Genomic DNA, 17,242 nt, shown 5'->3' on the forward strand with positions numbered 1-17,242 from the left:
CAGACTGCCAACGGCGGCTGGGCATAAGCGGACAGGGTCGGCAGTCCGAAAATCACCCAGCCCCCGGAGCACCCACCCCCGGAACCGCCCCCGGCCACCCACCCTCCCGAAAGCCCCCGAACAAACAGAACCCCGCTTTGCCCCCCACCCCCCACAAGCGCAGGCTGGACCCGGAGGAGGCCCTCATGACCACCCTCGAAGAACAGATCGACATCGCCGCCCCCGTCCTCGCCACCTGGCAGCAACTGCACCGGGTCCACGAGTACCCCCAGTTCGTCGACGGAGTCCGCACCGCCCACCCCCACGGCCGCAACCACGCCCACCTCGCCCTGAAGGTCGGCGGCACGGAGCGCTCCGTGGACACCGAGATCACCGACCACGGCCGGGGCCGGGTGATGGCCTGGCGCACCCTGGACTCCGTCCACCTGAGCGGCGCCTTCGCCCTGCTCCCCCTCGACCCCCGGCACACCCGCCTGCAGATCCGTCTGGAGTACGACCCGGAGGCGATCCACCGCGAGTTCGGCGGCCCCCGCGGCTTCGCCCAGGCCGGCACGATCGAACGGGCCGTCCGCAGCGACCTGGAACACTTCCGCGACCTGCTGGAGGCCCGCGTGACCGCCGCCGACCACCACCTCGACCACCACCCCGACCCCGCTCCCCCGCACCCGTAAGATCCGCATAAGCCCAGCTCAGCAAGGGTGGTGAGGCTGTTCACAGCCCGCCACCACCGAGACCGTTCCACATTCAACCTGTGGCAGACTCGGATGCCATGGACATCGGCCCGGTCACCAGGACGCTCCGCGCGGCGGTCTTCGCCGCGCTGGTCGTGCTGCTCGCCGGGCTCGGCCAGGTGCTGGTCACCGGCCGCACGCTGCCGGTCGGCACGATGGCCCTGGCCTCCGCCGCCGTCTTCGCACTCGCCCTCGCCCTGGCCGGCCGCGAACGCGGCTACCCCGCGATCGCCGCGGCCTTCGTGCCGCTCCAGCTGGGCGTCAGCGCCCTGTTCGACCTGGCCCAGCGCTCCTGTCCGTCCCTGCCGCCCGATGCCGCGCACGGCCTCCGGCCACTGCTGTGCGGCGGCGGCTCGCTCGGCGGCTTCCTCCTGGGCCACGGCGTGTCCGAGCAGACCGGCGTCCTGCTCCTGGTCGTGCTGCACACGGCGATCGCCCTGGCCGGGGCCTTCTGGCTGCGCCGTACCGACGCCGCCCTGGCAGGCCTCTCCGCGGCCCTCCGGATGCTGGGCGAGTTCCTGCACCGGCACCTCCCGGCGGCCGCCCGCTGGCTGCGGCTACTGGCCGCGCCCGTCCCGGCCCGTCCGGTGCTCCGGGTGCCGTTCCCCCGGGCCAGTCGTGTGCTGGTCCCCGTCGAGGACGTCGTGGTCCGCCCGGCCGTCCGCCGCGGTCCACCGGTGTTCGTCCCGGCCGTCTGAGCGCTTTCCCTCGACGGTCCTCCTCTCCACAACGCGGGCCGGATCCCGGTCGCGTCGCGCACCCGTACGCCCGAGAGCACAGGACGACACCCCATGAGCAACACCCGCAAGACCAGCCAGAAGACCAACGCCACCGAGCGCATGCGCGCCGCCCGCGCCGAGGCCGAGCGCTCCGACCGGATCCGCCGCCGGGTGGTGGTCGGCGGCGCCTCCGTCGCCGTGCTCGCCCTCGCGGCGGGTGTGGCCTTCGCCGTCGGCGGCTCCTCCGGCTCCTCCTCGACCGCCGGCGCGAGCGGCCCGCTGGTCGTCCCCGCCAACGCGGGCGGCAGCAACGGCACCGTGATCACCTACGGCAAGGCCGACGCCCCGCACACCCTGGAGGTCTACGAGGACTTCCGCTGCCCGTTCTGCGAGCAGCTGGAGACCACCACCGGCAAGGCCGTCCAGCAGCTGGCCGACGACGGCACGTACAAGATCGAGTACCACCTGGCCACGTTCCTGGACAACAACCTGGGCGGCAAGGGCTCCCGCACCGCGCTGGCCGCCGCCGGGGCCGCACTGAACGAGGGCGTGGACAAGTTCAAGGCCTTCCACGACGTGCTCTACGCCAACCAGCCCGACGAGCGCAGCGACGCCTTCGGCGACGTCAACCACATCCTGGACCTGGCCGGCCAGGTGCCCGGGCTGAAGACGGACGCCTTCGTCAAGGCCGTCCAGGACGGCACCTACGCGCCGTGGGCGGCCAAGGTGAACGACGAGTTCAACAAGAGCGACGTCACCGGCACCCCGACCGTCAAGCTCGACGGCAAGAAGCTGGACGTGCTCACCAACGGCAAGGCCGTCTCGCCTGAGCAGTTCACCGCCATGGTCAAGCAGGTGACCGGGTGACCCCGGCCTCCCCCGCCGCACCCACCCCCACCCCGCGGACCTTCGGCGCGAGCCGTCCGTTCGCCTGGCTGCTGCTGGTCGGCGGCGCGGTCGGCCTGTTCGCCTCGTCGGTCCTCACCCTGGACAAGATCCGCCTGCTGAAGGACCCGTCCTACGTCCCCAGCTGCAACATCAACCCGATCATCAGCTGCGGTTCGATCATGCGCAGCGAGCAGGCGGAGGCCTTCGGCTTCCCCAACTCGCTGATCGGCCTGGCCGCCTTCGGGGTGGTGGTCGCGATCGGCGCCGGGCTGCTCGCCGGGGCGTCGTACCGGCGCTGGTTCTGGCTCGGGCTGCAGGCCGGGACGGTCTTCGGGATCGGCTTCGTGACCTGGCTGATGTACCAGGCGCTGTACCGGATCGGCGCGCTCTGCCCGTACTGCATGGTGGTGTGGGCCGCGATGGTCCCGCTGTTCTGGTACACCACCCTGCACAACCTGCGCTCCGGCGTCATCCCGGTCGGCCCGCGGGCGCGCACGGTCGTGCGGGAGGCGGCGCGCTACCACTGGGTGGTTCCGGTGCTCTGGTACGCGGTGATCGCGCTGCTGGTGCTCAACCGGTTCTGGTACTACTGGAGCACCCTGCTCTGACCCCCGTCCGCCGCCCCCGTCCGGCCATCGGCCGGGGGCGGCCGGCCCTCCCCCGGCGAGGCCGCCATGCGACGCAAGATCGTCCTCATCGCCAACATCTCCCTGGACGGCTACTTCGAGGGCCCGGACCACGACCTCGGCTGGAGCCGGGTCGACGACGAACTGCTCACCCACTTCAACCGCGAACTCGCCCGGATGGGTGGTTTCGTCTCCGGCCGGCGCACCCACGAGCTGATGGCCGCGTTCTGGCCCACCGCCGACCAGGATCCGGGCGCCGACGACACGGTGCGGGAGTTCGCGGCCCTCTGGCGGGGGATGCCGAAGACCGTCTTCTCCCGCACCCTCGACCGCGCCGACTGGAACACCACCGTCGTCCGCGAGGTCACCCCGGAGACGGTCGCCGCCCTGACCGCCGGCCCCGGCGGCGACCTCTCGCTCAGCGGGGGCGAGCTGGCCGAGTCCTTCCTGGCCCAGGACCTGGTCGACGGGTTCCGGATCTACGTCCACCCCGTCGTCCTGGGCGGCGGCACCCTGCTGTTCCGCCCGACCGGGCACCCCGTCCCGCTTGCCCTGCTGGACACCCACCGCTTCACCAGCGGCGTGACCCTGCTGCACTACACCCGCAGCAGCCCGTCCCCACTGGACTGAGGACCTCAGACCTCGATCGGCGGGAAGGTGAACTCCGCGACCTCGGCGAGGAGTTCGGCCCGGCGCCGGTCGTCGATGAAGGAGGCCCGGAAGGAGTTGGCGGCGAGCCGGCGCAGGGTCTCCTGGTCGAGGGCCAGGGCCTGCCGGACGGCGCGGAAGTTGTCCTCGACGTAGCCGCCGAAGTAGGCCGGGTCGTCGGAGTTGACGGTGACCAGCAGGCCGGCGTCGAGCATCTCGCGCAGCGGGTGGTCGGCGAGGGTGTCGATGCAGCGCAGCCGGACGTTGGAGAGCGGGCAGAGAGTGAGCGGGACCTGCTCGCGGACCAGTCGGGCGACGAGTTCGCCGTCCTCCAGGCAGCGCAGGCCGTGGTCGATCCGCTCGACGCCGAGCACGTCCAGCGCCTCGGTGATGTAGGAGGCCGGGCCCTCCTCGCCCGCGTGGGCGACGCGCCGCAGTCCGGCCTCGGCGGCCCGGCGGTAGACCTCGCGGAACTTGGCCGGCGGGTTGCCCACCTCGGCCGAGTCCAGGCCGATGCCCGCGATCCGGTCGAAGTACGGGCGGGCGGCCTCGAAGGTCTCCAGCGCGGACTCGGCGGACTCGTCGCGCAGGAAGCACATGATCAGCTGGGTGCTGATGCCGTACCGCTGCTCGCTGCGGGACAGCGCCCGGGTCAGCCCGTCCACCACCGTGCCGAGCGGGACCCCGCGTGCGGTGTGCGCCTGCGGGTCGAAGAAGATCTCCGCGTGCCGCACGCCCTGCTCGGCGGCCCGGGCCAGGTAGGCGTCGGCGAGGTCGGCGAAGTCCTGCTCGGTGCGCAGCACGGCCATCAGCGCGTAGTAGAGGTCCAGGAAGGACTGCAGGTCGCTGAAGGAGTAGGCCTTCCGCAGTTCCTCGGTGTCGGCGTACGGCAGCGCGACCGAGTTGCGGGCGGCGAGGGCGAAGGCGAGCTCGGGTTCGAGGGTGCCTTCGATGTGCAGGTGGAGTTCGGCCTTGGGAAGCGGCATGTGCGATCTGTCCGAGCTGTCGGGGAATGAGGCTGAAGGTACGGAATTCATCCTACGATCGCCCCGATCTGCGGGGGTGTCGTGGGCAGCTCCCGCAGGGTGCGCAGCGGGGAGAACAGCGGCAGCGTCCCGGTCATCACCAGCAGCCCGGTCATCACCCACATGGTCGCCCGCAGCCCGATCGCCTCGCCCAGCTCGCCGCCGGCCAGAGCGCCGAGCGGGATGGTGGCGTGGACGACGAACATCGACCCGGCCGACACCCGGGTGAGCAGCTCCGGCGGGGTGTAGGACTGCCGGAAGCTGCCGAGCACCACGTTGCAGAGCACCACCGCCGCTACCACGCCGACCGCGCCGACGACGTACAGCGCCGTGCCGAACCCCGGCCCGGCCAACGGCATCAGCAGCCCGAGCGGTACGGCGGTGAGCAGCACGATCCGCACCGCGCGGGCCGTGCCCAGCCGGCGGCACAGCGGACGGGCCGCCAGCGCGCCGAGCACGCCGCCGACCGCGGCGGCGGAGGCGAGGGCGCCGACCCAGCCGGGGGCGATCCCGGCCGCCCGGACCAGGAACAGCACCAGGATCGCCTGGTACCCCATCAGTGCGAAGTTCGCGGTCGCGCCGAAGCCCAGGAAGGCCCGCAGGTAGGGGTCGCGCAGCAGGAAGGACAGCCCCTCCCGGACCTCCCGGAGCAGGCCGGTCCGGGCCGGGGCCACCGGCCCGGGGCGGGCGCGGATCCGCAGCAGGGTGCCGGCGGCGATCAGGAAGCTCACCGCGTCGATGAGCAACCCGGTTGCCGCGCCCAGCAGTTGGACGGTCAGCCCGGCCAGTCCGCGGCCGGCGACCTCGGCCGCCGAGCCGCTGCCCTCCAGTTTGGCGTTGCCCTCGATCAGGTCCTCCGGCGCCACCAGTTCGGGCAGGTAGGCCTGTTCGGCGGCGCCGAAGAACACCGCCGAGACCCCGCCGAGGAAGGCCACGGCCAGCAGCTGCGCCAGCGTCAGGACGCCGAACCAGCCCGCCAGCGGCACGCTCGCGAACAGCGCGGCGGAGCCGAGGTTGCAGCCGATCATCACCGCCCGCCGGGGCGCCCGGCCGACCCACACCCCGGCGGGCAGGCCGAACAGCAGCCAGGGCAGCCAGACCGCGCCGGTCAGCAGTCCGGTGGCGAGCGGCCCGGCGTCCAGGGTGAGCACCGCGACCAGCGGCAGCGCGACGGTGGTGACGCTGCTGCCCAGGCGGCTGACGGTCTGGCCGGCCCAGAGCAGTCGGAAGTCGTGCTGGGCGAACAGCCCCCGGCGCGACCGGAGTCGGGGGTTCTCGGGGGTCGGGGCGAGGGCGGCGGTCACGGCCTGGCCGGGACGCTGTGGGCGAAGGCCAGGACGGTCTCGCGCTCGTGCCCGTCCTCGGGCACCGGCCGGTGCGCCCACTTCTGGATCACCGCGTGCAGGTCGGCGGCCAGCTCCCGGGCCTCCTCCGGAGTGAGCCGCAGCCAGCTCTGGGTGGCCACCGAGCAGCCGTCCCGCCAGTCGGCCGGGTAGCCGCCGCGCCGTACGGACCACTCGCGGACCAGCTCCACCTGGCGTTCCAGCAGGATCGATCCGGCCGCCTCGGCGACCGCCTCGGTGACCGGGTCGCCGTCGAAGTCGGCCCTGGTCCAGCTGAGTTCGCGGTCGGCCAGCCGCCACCACCGCTCGCGCCGGTCCCGGGCGAGCTCGGGCGCCTCCTCGATCAGTCCGCTCTCGGCGAGCACCTTGAGGTGGTGGCTGACGTTGCCGACCGCCTGCTCGGTGCGGTCTGCCAGCTTCCCGACGGTGGCCGGGCCGTCGACCTTGAGCAGGTCGATCAGTCGGCGGCGCAGCGGGTGGGTGAGGGCGGCGAGGACCCGGGAGTCGTGGATCTCCCGGGCGCCGCGCGGTTGCTCGACGGTGTCATCCATGCCCCGGAGGATATCCACAAGAGCTCTTGTACGACACTCCTTTTACAATTTCTCTTGTCCGTCCCCGAAGCGCGAACGGGTGCGCCGGCGCCGGGCACCGGACACTGTAGGAGGGGGGCTTCGGCCGAGGAGGTACCGAGATGCGGCACGCCAACGACCCGCACATCCGGCCCGCGGGCGTCTCCCCGCACGCCCTGGGCAACGACACCCTGCTGCACGAGCTGGAACAGCTGCACCGCACCCGCCACGAGACCTTCCTGTACGGCTCGGAGGAGGCGCTGAACCGGCACACGCTGCGCACCGGCGAGTTGGAGGCCGAGTACCTGCACCGCTTCCCCGGCCGCCAGGTCACCGCGGCGCGGACCAGGGCCGGCGCCCGGGCCCGGGAGGCGGCCGCCCGGGTGGAGTCGCTGCCGGAGTGACGCCCGCCGGCGCGGCGACGCCGTGCCGCGCCCGGCCCCGACGGGACACGCCGGGGGTCGCGGTGGCGCGCCCGGGGGCGGGCCGTCGGGGAGGGTGTGAGGGCAGACGCACCGGACCCTGACACCCTCTGGGAGCCCCGCATGCCCATCGCCAGCGTCAACCCCGCGACCGGCGAGATCGTCCAGACCTTCGAAGCGCTCGACGCGGCCGGGATCGAGCGGCGGCTGGCCCGCGCCGAGGCCGCCTTCCACGGCTACCGCAGCACCCCCTTCGCCGCCCGCGCCGAGCTGATGCACCGCGCGGCCGACCTGCTGGACCGGGAGCAGGAGGCGGTCGCCCGCACGATGACCGAGGAGATGGGCAAGCCGCTCGCCGCCGCCCGGGCCGAGGCCGCCAAGTGCGCCAAGGCGATGCGCTGGTACGCCGACCACGCCGAGGCGCTGCTGGCCGACGAGCACCCGGACCCGGCCGACGTGGCCGACAGCGGGGCCGCCCGCGCGTACGTCCGCTACCGTCCGCTCGGGCCGGTGCTCGCCGTGATGCCGTGGAACTTCCCGTTCTGGCAGGTGATCCGGTTCGCCGCGCCGGCCCTGATGGCGGGCAACGTCGGCCTGCTCAAGCACGCCTCCAACGTGCCGCGCACCGCGCTCGCCATCGAGGAGCTGTTCCGGCGGGCCGGCTTCCCGGAGGGCTGCTTCCAGACCCTGCTGATCGGTTCGGGCGCGGTCGAGGGGGTGATCCGGGACCGCCGGGTGGTCGCCGTCACCCTGACCGGCAGCGAGCCGGCCGGGCGGGCGGTCGCCGCCACCGCCGCGGACGAGGTGAAGAAGGCGGTGCTGGAACTGGGCGGCAGCGACCCGTTCGTGGTGCTGCCGAGCGCCGACCTGGCGGCCGCGGTGGCCACCGCGGTCCGGGCCCGGGTGCAGAACAACGGCCAGTCCTGCATCGCCGCCAAGCGCTTCATCGTGCACACCGACGTCTACGACCGGTTCACCGCCGACTTCACCGAGGCGATGCGCGGACTGCGGATCGGTGACCCGATGGACGAGGCCACCGACGTCGGCCCGCTGGCCAGCCGACAGGGCCGGGACGACCTGGAGGAGCTGGTCGAGGACGCCCGCTCGCACGGCGCCCGGGTGGAGTGCGGCGGCAACCGCCCGATGGGCTGGGACACCGGCTACTTCTACGAGCCGACCGTGCTAACCGGGGTCACCCCGGCGATGCGGATCCACCAGGAGGAGACCTTCGGCCCGGTCGCCACCGTCTACCGGGTCGCCGACCTGGACGAGGCGGTGGCACTGGCCAACGACACCCCGTTCGGGCTCAGTTCCAACGTCTGGACGACCGTCCCGGACGAGCAGGAGCGCTTCGTCCGGGACGTCCAGGCCGGCGGGGTGTTCTTCAACGGCATGACCGCCTCCCACCCGGCGCTGCCCTTCGGCGGGGTCAAGCGCTCGGGCTTCGGACGGGAGCTGTCCGGGCACGGCATCCGGGAGTTCTGCAACGTCACCACGGTGTGGATCGGCTGAGCCCGCCGGGCGCCCGGCCCGCCGTCAGGAGGCCGTCATCCGGTGCCTGCCCCCGCCGGGCGTCGCCCACCGGGCGACCATGCCGGCCAGCGCGATGAAGGTCAGCAGCCAGAAGAAGGCCATCAGCCCGATCATCGGGGCCCACTCCGTCTGGACCTCGACCATGAGCAGGCCGATCGAGAGCGCGACCATGAAGGTCACCACGGTGGGGCTGAGGCTGAGCAGCCAGTGCCAGGCCCGGTAGCCCAGGCCCGGGTTCTTCGGGGCGTCGGGGCCGCTGTCGAGCTCCTTGTAGGTGAGCAGGTCCATCGGGATCTCCTGCGTTCGTCGGGGGAAGGACTCCCCGGCCCGCGCGGTCAGGAGGCCTTGCGCGGGGTCGGGGACTTGCGGGTGGTGGTCTTCTTCGCCGGGGCGGCCTTTCCGGCCGCCCCGGCGGCGGCGGTCCGCTTCGTCGCGGCGGCGGTGGTCCGCTTCGTCGCGGCGCGCTTGCGGGGCGCGGGCTGCTCCTCCGGCTCCGAGGCCGCCGCGGCCGGCGCCCGCCCGCCCTTGGCCCGTTTGAGGCTGCTGCGCAGCGCCTCCATCAGGTCGATCACGTTGTCCGGCGCCCCGCCGGGCTCCTCCTCGTGCGGGAGCTCGACCCCCTCCAGCCGGGCGGTGATCACCTGCTGCAACGCCTGCTGGTAGTCGTCGTGCAGCTGGGAGAGGTCGAAGTCCTCGGAGAGGGTGTCCATCAGCGAGCGCGCCATCTTGAGCTCCTGCGGCCGCACCGCGACGTCCTCCTCGGGCGCGATCCCGGCCGCCGGGCGGACCTCGTCGGGCCAGATGCAGGTCTGCAGCACCAGCGTCCCGTCGTGCACCCGCAGCACGGCGGGCGACTCCCTGGTGCGCAGCGCGATCTTGGTGACCGCGATCTGCCCGGACTCCACCAGCGCGTCGCGCAGCAGGGCGTACGGCTTGGCGGCCGCCTTGTCGGCGACGCCCACGTAGTAGGCCTTGGAGAACATCAGCGGGTCGATCTCGTCGGCGTCCACGAAGGCCAGCACGTCGATGACCTTCTTGCTGGGCAGCGGCAGGTCGGCCAGGTCCTCGTCGCTGAGGGTGACCGTCCGGCCGTCGGGGGACTCGTAGCCCTTGGCGATCTCGGCGTACGGGACCTCCTTCTCCTCCTGCTCGCAGTACCGCTTCATCCGCACCCGGCCGCCGTCCTTGGCGTGCACCTGGTGCAGCGGGACGTCGTGCTCCTGGGTCGCGGAGTAGAGGTGGACGGGGATGCTGACCAGACCGAAGCTGATCGTCCCCTTCCAGGTGGTCTGCATGGTTCCCACTGTGCGCGCGTTCGCCCGGATCGGCCACAGCGCTCGGAGCCGGGTGCGGGCCGGCCCTCGGATCCGGGTGCGGGATCCGGCCCCCGCGATGCCTGGCGGGTTCCCGCCAGGGTGACGATGGGTCAGATTTGAGCCTTTTTCGCCACCATTTCACCCGCTCTGACCTGGCCTTTCGTGTCCGGTGAGCGAACAGTTACCGAGGGGCTGTTCCGCTACCCGGGCGGAGAAGTTAGGTTGCACCGCAATGCGCGGATCTGTCCCCCACCCTCCGGCGCGACGAGCCGGGGGTCATGCCGCGCTGGAAAGCAGAGGACACCCTCCATGAGTGCGGACACCACCAAGCAGGCGGCGGACACCACCCGAATCCCCCACCAGCTCGGCCCGGTCGGTCACGGTGGCGACGGCCACCTGAAGGCCGGGCTCAAGAACCGCCACCTGTCGATGATCGCCATCGGCGGGGTGATCGGGGCCGGCCTGTTCGTCGGCTCCGGCGCGGGCATCGCGACCACCGGCCCCGGCATCCTGCTCTCCTACGCCCTGGCCGGCGTGCTGGTGGTGCTGGTGATGCGGATGCTCGGCGAGATGGCCGCGGCCGACCCGCAGAGCGGCTCCTTCTCGGCGTACGCGGACCGCGCGCTGGGCCGCTGGGCCGGGTTCACCATCGGCTGGCTCTACTGGTTCTTCTGGGTCGTGGTGCTCGCGGTCGAGGCGACCGCCGGGGCCAAGATCCTCAACAACTGGGTGCCGGGCGTGCCCCAGTGGGGCTGGGCACTGATCGTGATGGGGGTGCTGACCGCCACCAACCTGTTCTCGGTCGCCTCCTACGGCGAGTTCGAGTTCTGGTTCGCCGGGATCAAGGTGGTGGCCATCGCCGCCTTCCTGGTGATCGGCGTCCTCGCCGCCTTCGGCCTGCTGCCGGGCACCCACGCGGTCGGCGCCACCAACCTGACCGGCCACGGCGGCTTCCTGCCGAACGGCGTGGGTGCGGTGTTCACCGGCATGCTCACGGTGGTCTTCGCCTTCATGGGCAGCGAGATCGTCACCCTGGCGGCCGGCGAGTCGGAGGACCCGGAGAAGGCGGTCAGCAAGGCCACCAACAGCGTGATCTGGCGGATCGGGATCTTCTACCTGGGCTCGATCCTGCTGGTGGTCACCCTGCTGCCGTGGGACTCCGCCGACGTCAAGGCCAACCCGTACGTGGCGGTGCTGAACCACGTGGGCATCCCGCACGCCGGCCAGGTGATGGACGTGATCGTGCTGACGGCGGTGCTCTCCTGCCTCAACTCCGGGATGTACACCGCCTCCCGGATGGCCTTCTCGCTGGGCCAGCGCGGGGACGCGCCGAAGGCCTTCGCGACCGTGACCAGCCGCGGCGTGCCCCGGGTGGCGATCCTGTCCTCGGTGGTGTTCGGCTTCGTCGCCGTCTTCTTCAACTACACCTCGCCGAACACCGTGTTCTCCTTCCTGCTGAACTCCTCCGGCGCGGTGGCGCTCTTCGTCTGGCTGGTCATCTGCGCCACCGAGCTGCGGATGCGCAAGATCATCGAGCGCGAGATGCCCGAGCGGCACACCGTCCGGATGTGGCTGTACCCCTATCTCACCTGGGTGGCCATCGGCATGATCGGCTTCGTCGTGGTGTACATGTTCACCGACGCCGACGGACGCAAGCAGATGTACCTGTCGCTGGTCGCCGCGGCGATCGTGCTCGGCGCCGCGGCCGTGGTGGGCCGACGTCGGCGGCGGGCGGCGGCGGTGGCGGGCTCCTGACCCGTCCACGTCGCACCGGTATGCCGGGCCCGGGAGCCGTTGCGGAGGCTCCCGGGCCCGGTGCCGTTTGCGGCCGCCGCCGGGCCGAGCGCCGGGGGCGCACCGCCCGGACCGCCCGGCCGCCGTCGGGTGGCCGTCGGGTCGCCACTGATCCGTCACGCTGCGTCGACATCGGCGCCGCACGCGTGTGAGCCCGCCCACAGCGGGTTCACCGTCTACTGCCCTGGATAGTTGTCAGGGTCGGCACACCCGCCCCGCGGCGCCGTCCACCGCCGCCCGGCCGCCCGGTCCGGCCTCGGCCCCGGCCTGAAGATCGCAGGCCACCGAGCCTCCCGGCCTCACCTTCCGCCGGTTCCGCCTGTCCGTGACCCATGGATGACAAAACGGACAAATGCTCTCAAAGCATCCGTTCGGCCGGGCTCCGGCCTCCGCGCAGCCACTACCCGCCGTAGTAGCGGGCGCCTTTGCCAGCCGTCTCCGGCCCTGCCAAGAATGGCCCGTCGCCAGGCAGCGCCGGCCGGCCCCGTCCGCCGTGCGCAGCCCGCCCGCCCCAGCCCTTCCCGGCCGGGGCGCCACTGCCGTCCCGGACGGCCGCGCGGGCCCCGCTCACCCGGAGCCCGTGCGATGCGCCGCGCCCGGCACCCCCGGCACGGCCCCCGACGGAAGAGGATCGACCGCTCCATGCAGCTCAGCCATGCCCGCCGCAACTCCCTGATCACCGGCGTCGCCACCCTCGTGGTCGCGTCCGCCGCCACCGCCGCACTCGCCATCCCGCAGACCGGGAGCACCGCCGAGGTCGCCGCCCCGGTGGCCGCCGTCACGGTGGACGGCAAGCCGGTGGCCGACCAGGCCCAGGCCGACACCGCTGCCGCTGCCTCCGCCGCCGACGAGCAGGCCGCCCGGGACGCGCAGGACGCCCAGGCCAAGGCCGAGGCGGACGCCGCCGCCCAGGCGCAGGCCCAGGCCGCCGCCCAGGCCCAGGCCAAGGCCCAGGCCGACGCCGCCGCCTCCCGCTCCCAGCAGCGCCAGGCCCTCCCCGCCGCCCCCACCGGCACCCCGCAGCAGATCGCCGCGCAGATCGTCCCGGCCGGCCAGCTGCAGTGCTTCAGCAACATCGTGGCCCGCGAGAGCAGCTGGAACCCGCTGGCCGTCAACGCCTCCTCCGGCGCCTACGGCCTGGTCCAGGCGCTGCCCGGCTCCAAGATGGCCTCGGCCGGCTCGGACTGGAAGACCAACCCGGCCACCCAGATCAAGTGGGGCCTGGACTACATGAACTCCCGCTACGGCAGCCCCTGCGGCGCCTGGGCGTTCTGGCAGTCCCACCACTGGTACTGAGCCGACCCGAGCCGACCCGACCTCCTCGGCTCGCTCCGTACACGCCCCGTACGCACCCCGTACGCCTCCGGGCCCGTGACGCACTGCGCGTCGCGGGCCCGGCGGCGTCGTCGGTCGTCGTGTGCACGCCCAGCAGGTGGAGTGAAGATATGGCGCACGCTCGTACTATTTGCCGCTAATTGCTCTGAATTACGTACCGTCAGCGCTTTGCCACGGTTCGCGCGCCCTTTTACGCTCCGGCGTCATGCCCTCACCCCTGATCAGCGTCGTGCTCACCGCCTACGACCAGCACGGACAGCTCGCCGACTGCCTGGACTCGCTGCTCGCCCAGTCCTTGGCGGACGTCGAGGTGATCGTGGTCGCCGACCGCTCCCCCGAGAGCGCCGGCGAGCTCGCCGACGCGTACGCCGCACGGCACCCGCGGGTGTCGGTGCTGCACCTCAACGCGGCCGTCGGGGTCGGGGTGAGCCGGAACGCGGGTGCGGCGCGGGCCTCCGGCGAGCACCTGCTGTTCCTCGACGCCGACCACCTGCTCCCCCGCGACGCCCTCCAGACGCTCGCCGACCGGCTGCGGCAGACCGGCCCGGTGGACGTCCTGCTGTTCGGCCACTCCCGCCGCCACAACGACCGGGACTGGCCGGGCGGCGCCGAGGGCCTACTCGCCGAAGCCGGGCCCGAGCCGTTCGCCCCCTTCGACCGGCCCGAGCTGTTCGGCGCCCCGCCCCTGGTCTGGGACCGGCTGATCCGCCGCGGCCACTGGGAGGAGCTCGGCCTGGCCTTCCCCGACGGCCGCTACGAGGAGGTCCCGGTCGTGCACGCGGCCCTGCTCGGCGCCCGCAAGGCCGCCGTGCTGCCGCGCGAGTGCGTCCAGCTGCGCCGCCGGGAGACCGTCCACCCCTCCGGCGGCCCGGGCAGCAGCGTCTTCGACCTCTTCGACCAGTACGAGCGCAGCTTCGCCCTGCTGGAGGACCAGCCCCACCTGTACGCGGTCCGCGACGCCCTGTTCGTCCGGATGATCCGGCACTACCTGTTCGTCTTCGACCTGGCCGGCTGCGTCACCCGCGCCGAGCGCCCCCAGTTCTTCCACCGCGCCGCCGAGCACCACCGCCGCTTCCTGCCGCCCGGCCACCGCAAGCCCGGCGGCCGCGAGGGCATCAAGTTCGCCCTGCTGGCCGGCGGCGCCTACCCCGCCTTCGAGGTCGCCAAGCTCTCCCACATCGCCCGCGGCACCCTCACCGGCCGGAAGTAGCCCCCAGCCGGGTGAGCCCGGCGTCGCGCCCGGTTCCCGGACCGGGGCCCGGCTGCGATCATCGGCGGAGTCCACTGCCTGGGAGGCCCTGGTGAGTCGTCCGTCCGCCGCGCCCGGGGCCGAACTGGCCCGCGAACTGGCCGCCGTGCTGCGCGGGGAGGTCCGCTTCGGCGCCGCCGAGCGCACGGTCTACGCCCACGACGCCTCCAACTACCGGCAGTTGCCGCTCGGGGTGGTCAAGCCCGCCGACCCGGACGACGTGCGCACCGCGCTGGCGCTGTGCCGCGAGTACCGGGTGCCGGTGGTGGCGCGCGGAGCCGGGACGAGCATCGGCGGGCAGGCGATCGGCCCGGGCGCGGTGGTGCTGGACTTCCGCCGCCACCTCGGCGCGGTACTGGCGGTCGACCCGGAGGCCCGCACCGCGCGGATCCAGCCCGGCACCGTACTGGACGACCTCCAGCGCGCCGCCGAACCGTACGGGCTGCGCTTCGGCCCCGACCCGTCCACCCACAGCCGCTGCACCCTGGGCGGCATGATCGGCAACGACTCCTGCGGCTCCCACTCGCTCGCCTGGGGCCGCACCGCCGACAACGTCGAGCAGTTGGAGCTGCTGCTCGCCGACGGCACCGAGCTGACCGTCGGCGGACGGCTCGACCCGGACGGCCGCGCGGCGCTCCGCGCACTGCCCGGTCGGGTCGGCCAACTGCACCGGGAACTCCAGGAGTTCACCGACCGCAACCTGGCCGTCATCCGGCAGGGCCTGCCCCGGCTGCCCCGCCGCACCTCCGGCTACCCGCTGGACGCGCTGCTGCCCGAGCACGGCCACGACCTGGCCCGGGCGCTGACCGGCAGCGAGGGCAGCTGCGCCCTGCTGCTCGGTGCCACCGTCCGGCTGGTCGAGGACCCGCCGGCCCGCGCCCTGGTGGTGGCCGGCTACCCCGACGAGGGCGCCGCCGCCGACGCCGTCCCGGCGCTGCTGCCGCACCGCCCGCTGACCGCCGAGGGCATGGCCGCCGACCTGATCGCCGCCCTGCTCGCCGCCGGCCCGCGCCCGCCCGCGCTGGACCGGCTGCCCGCGGGCGAGTGCTGGCTGTTCCTGGAGACCGGCGGCGCCACCGCGCTGGAGGCCTACCAGGCCGCCCGCGAACTCGCCGACGCGGTGCGCCGCGAGCCCTCCGCCACCGTCGCCCTGGTCACCGACCCGGTGGAGCAGCGCCAGCTGTGGGCCGTCCGGGAGGCCGGCGCCGGAATCGTCACCCGGCTGCCGGGAGGCGGCGAGGCGTGGCCCGGCTGGGAGGACTCCGCCGTCCCGCCCGAACGGCTCGGCGACTACCTGCGGGACCTGCGCGCCCTGCTGCGCCGGCAGGGCCTGCGCGGCGTCCCGTACGGGCACTTCGGCGACGGCTGCGTGCACCTGCGGATCGACTTCCCGCTGGCCGAGCCCCAGGGAGTGCTGGTCTTCCGGGAGTTCATGGAACAGGCGGCCGATCTGGTGGTCTCGTACGGCGGTTCGCTCTCCGGCGAGCACGGCGACGGACAGGCCCGCGGCGAGCTGCTGCCACGCATGTACCCGCCCGAAGTGATCGCCCTGTTCGGCGAGTTCAAGCGGATCTGGGACCCGGGGAACCTGCTCAACCCGGGCGCGCTGGTGGACCCGCGCCCGCTCGACGCCGACCTGCGCTTCGTCACCTCCCCGCGCCGCGAACTGCCGCTGGCCCTGCCGTACGAGCAGGACGGCGGCAGCCTGACCCGGGCGGTGCACCGCTGCGTGGGCGTCGCCAAGTGCGTCGACCCGACCACCGGGGTGATGTGCCCCAGCTACATGGCCACCAGCGAGGAACGGCACTCCACCCGGGGCCGGGCCCGGCTGCTCGCCGAGATGCTGCGCGGCGAGGCGCTCCCGGACGGCTGGCGCTCGGCGGAGGTGCGGGAGGCGCTGGACCTCTGCCTGAGCTGCAAGGGCTGCGCGAGCGACTGCCCGGTGCACGTCGACATGGCGACCTACAAGACCGAGTTCCTGCACCAGCACTACCGGCACCGGCCGCGCCCGCTCGCCCACTACTCGATGGGCTGGCTGCCGCTGTGGCTGCGGGCGGTGGAACGCGCACCGGGCGCGGCCAACACGCTGCTCCGCTCCCCGGCCGGCCCGCTGCTCAAACGGCTCGGCGGGATCGACCGGCGGCGGGTGCTCCCGGTCTTCCCACCGGAGACCTTCACCCGCTGGTACCGGCGGCGCCGCCCGGACGGCGGCGCCCCGGACCGCCCCGCCCCGGCGGGCACCCGGCCGGTACTGCTGTGGCCGGACACCTTCTCCAACCACCTCCAGCCGGACGTGCTGCGCTCGGCCGTCGAGGTGCTGGAGCACCTGGGCTTCGACGTCCGACTGCCGCAGGGGCCGGTCTGCTGCGGCCTCACCTGGTACTCCACCGGCCAACTCGGCACCGCCCGCCGGGTGTTGCGGCGCAGCCTGGCCGCGCTGACGGCCGCCGGACTCCCGGCCGACACCCCCGTGATCGGCCTGGACCCCAGCTGCACCGCCACCCTGCGCGAGGACCTGCCCCGGCTGCTCGGCCCGGACGGCCGCCCGCTCGCCGAACGGACCCGCACCTTCGCCGAGTTCATCGACGAGTACGCCCCGGACGCCCCGCTCCCCCGGATCCGGCTGAACGCCGTCACCCAGACCCACTGCCACCAGCACGCGGTGCTCGGCAGCGCCGCGGACCGCCGGGTCGAGGCCCAACTGGGCCTGGAGAACCGGGTGCTGGACTCCGGCTGCTGCGGCCTGGCCGGCAACTTCGGCTTCGAGCAGGGCCACTTCGAGGTGTCCGAGGCGATCGCCGAACGGGTGCTGCTGCCCGAGGTCCGGGCCGCCGGCCCGGACACCGTGGTGCTGGCGGACGGCTTCAGCTGCCGCACCCAGATCGCCCAACTCGCCGACGGCCGACGGGCGTTGCACCTGGCAGAACTGATCGCCCGGGAGCTGCGGGACTAGGGCGCGTATTCGGTTGTGATCATTTTGGGAAGTTGCCCCCGCGGTGCGGCCTGATCCGGTAGACCGTGTTCCGTGACGCGAGCGCAACTAT

Annotated in this window: 16 protein-coding genes; 11 read left to right on the forward strand and 5 right to left on the reverse strand. The window is 73.3% G+C overall.

Annotated elements, in window-relative coordinates; genetic code table 11:
* Window positions 1-185 precede the first annotated feature (185 nt).
* From ABTZ03_RS42820 to ABTZ03_RS42840, 5 genes are all read left to right on the forward strand, one after another.
* Window positions 186-671, forward strand: a complete 486-nt coding sequence (locus ABTZ03_RS42820; protein WP_350518689.1) for an SRPBCC family protein — start codon at window positions 186-188, stop codon at window positions 669-671.
* An 80-nt stretch (window positions 672-751) separates the two neighbouring features.
* On the forward strand, window positions 752-1,429 hold the full coding sequence (locus ABTZ03_RS42825; RefSeq protein WP_350518690.1) for a hypothetical protein: 678 nt from the start codon (window positions 752-754) through the stop codon (window positions 1,427-1,429).
* A gap of 93 nt (window positions 1,430-1,522) precedes the next feature.
* A complete protein-coding gene (locus ABTZ03_RS42830) occupies window positions 1,523-2,317 on the forward strand; it encodes a DsbA family protein (RefSeq protein ID WP_350518691.1) in 795 nt (264 codons plus the stop codon).
* Window positions 2,314-2,946: a vitamin K epoxide reductase family protein gene (locus ABTZ03_RS42835; protein WP_350518692.1), complete on the forward strand. Its 633-nt coding sequence runs from the start codon at window positions 2,314-2,316 to the stop codon at window positions 2,944-2,946. Before ABTZ03_RS42830 ends, ABTZ03_RS42835 begins: the two co-directional genes overlap by 4 nt.
* A 66-nt stretch (window positions 2,947-3,012) precedes the next feature.
* A complete protein-coding gene (locus ABTZ03_RS42840) occupies window positions 3,013-3,594 on the forward strand; it encodes a dihydrofolate reductase family protein (protein ID WP_350518693.1) in 582 nt (193 codons plus the stop codon).
* 5 nt (window positions 3,595-3,599) lie between these two features.
* Here the strand turns inward: ABTZ03_RS42840 and ABTZ03_RS42845 are convergent, their stop codons facing one another.
* From ABTZ03_RS42845 to ABTZ03_RS42855, 3 genes are read right to left on the reverse strand one after another with little or no spacing between them, the layout of a single operon-like run.
* Window positions 3,600-4,598 carry an adenosine deaminase gene (locus ABTZ03_RS42845; RefSeq protein ID WP_350518694.1) on the reverse strand — a complete coding sequence of 333 codons (999 nt, stop codon included), beginning with the start codon at window positions 4,596-4,598 and terminating at the stop codon, window positions 3,600-3,602.
* A gap of 47 nt (window positions 4,599-4,645) precedes the next feature.
* Window positions 4,646-5,941, reverse strand: a complete 1,296-nt coding sequence (locus tag ABTZ03_RS42850) for an MFS transporter (protein ID WP_350518695.1) — start codon at window positions 5,939-5,941, stop codon at window positions 4,646-4,648.
* On the reverse strand, window positions 5,938-6,531 hold the full coding sequence (locus ABTZ03_RS42855; protein ID WP_350518696.1) for an ArsR/SmtB family transcription factor: 594 nt from the start codon (window positions 6,529-6,531) through the stop codon (window positions 5,938-5,940). The genes ABTZ03_RS42850 and ABTZ03_RS42855 overlap by 4 nt, the downstream gene beginning before the upstream one ends.
* A gap of 140 nt (window positions 6,532-6,671) precedes the next feature.
* On the opposite strand from ABTZ03_RS42855, the gene ABTZ03_RS42860 reads away from it, so the two are divergent.
* Both ABTZ03_RS42860 and ABTZ03_RS42865 read left to right on the forward strand, forming a co-directional pair.
* Window positions 6,672-6,953, forward strand: coding sequence for a DUF6158 family protein (locus ABTZ03_RS42860; protein WP_350518697.1), 282 nt, complete (start codon window positions 6,672-6,674; stop codon window positions 6,951-6,953).
* A gap of 141 nt (window positions 6,954-7,094) precedes the next feature.
* The gene (locus tag ABTZ03_RS42865) at window positions 7,095-8,483 is read left to right on the forward strand and encodes an NADP-dependent succinic semialdehyde dehydrogenase (protein ID WP_350518698.1); all 1,389 of its coding nucleotides are present in this window, start codon (window positions 7,095-7,097) and stop codon (window positions 8,481-8,483) included.
* A 24-nt stretch (window positions 8,484-8,507) separates the two neighbouring features.
* On the opposite strand, the gene ABTZ03_RS42870 is transcribed toward ABTZ03_RS42865, so the two are convergent.
* The gene (locus ABTZ03_RS42870) at window positions 8,508-8,792 is read right to left on the reverse strand and encodes a hypothetical protein (protein WP_350518699.1); all 285 of its coding nucleotides are present in this window, start codon (window positions 8,790-8,792) and stop codon (window positions 8,508-8,510) included.
* A 47-nt stretch (window positions 8,793-8,839) separates the two neighbouring features.
* On the reverse strand, window positions 8,840-9,799 hold the full coding sequence (ku, locus tag ABTZ03_RS42875) for a non-homologous end joining protein Ku (protein ID WP_350518700.1): 960 nt from the start codon (window positions 9,797-9,799) through the stop codon (window positions 8,840-8,842).
* Window positions 9,800-10,129: 330 nt separating this feature from the next.
* On the opposite strand from ku, the gene ABTZ03_RS42880 reads away from it, so the two are divergent.
* From ABTZ03_RS42880 to ABTZ03_RS42895, 4 genes are all read left to right on the forward strand, one after another.
* Complete coding sequence (locus tag ABTZ03_RS42880; protein WP_502894772.1) at window positions 10,130-11,575, forward strand: amino acid permease; 1,446 nt, start codon at window positions 10,130-10,132, stop codon at window positions 11,573-11,575.
* A gap of 681 nt (window positions 11,576-12,256) precedes the next feature.
* Complete coding sequence (locus ABTZ03_RS42885; RefSeq protein WP_350518701.1) at window positions 12,257-12,910, forward strand: aggregation-promoting factor C-terminal-like domain-containing protein; 654 nt, start codon at window positions 12,257-12,259, stop codon at window positions 12,908-12,910.
* A gap of 244 nt (window positions 12,911-13,154) precedes the next feature.
* On the forward strand, window positions 13,155-14,159 hold the full coding sequence (locus tag ABTZ03_RS42890; RefSeq protein ID WP_350518702.1) for a glycosyltransferase family 2 protein: 1,005 nt from the start codon (window positions 13,155-13,157) through the stop codon (window positions 14,157-14,159).
* 91 nt (window positions 14,160-14,250) lie between these two features.
* A complete protein-coding gene (locus ABTZ03_RS42895; protein WP_350518703.1) occupies window positions 14,251-17,151 on the forward strand; it encodes an FAD-binding and (Fe-S)-binding domain-containing protein in 2,901 nt (966 codons plus the stop codon).
* Window positions 17,152-17,242 lie beyond the last annotated feature (91 nt).

Source organism: Kitasatospora sp. NPDC096077 (assembly GCF_040303245.1).
GTDB lineage: Bacteria > Actinomycetota > Actinomycetes > Streptomycetales > Streptomycetaceae > Kitasatospora.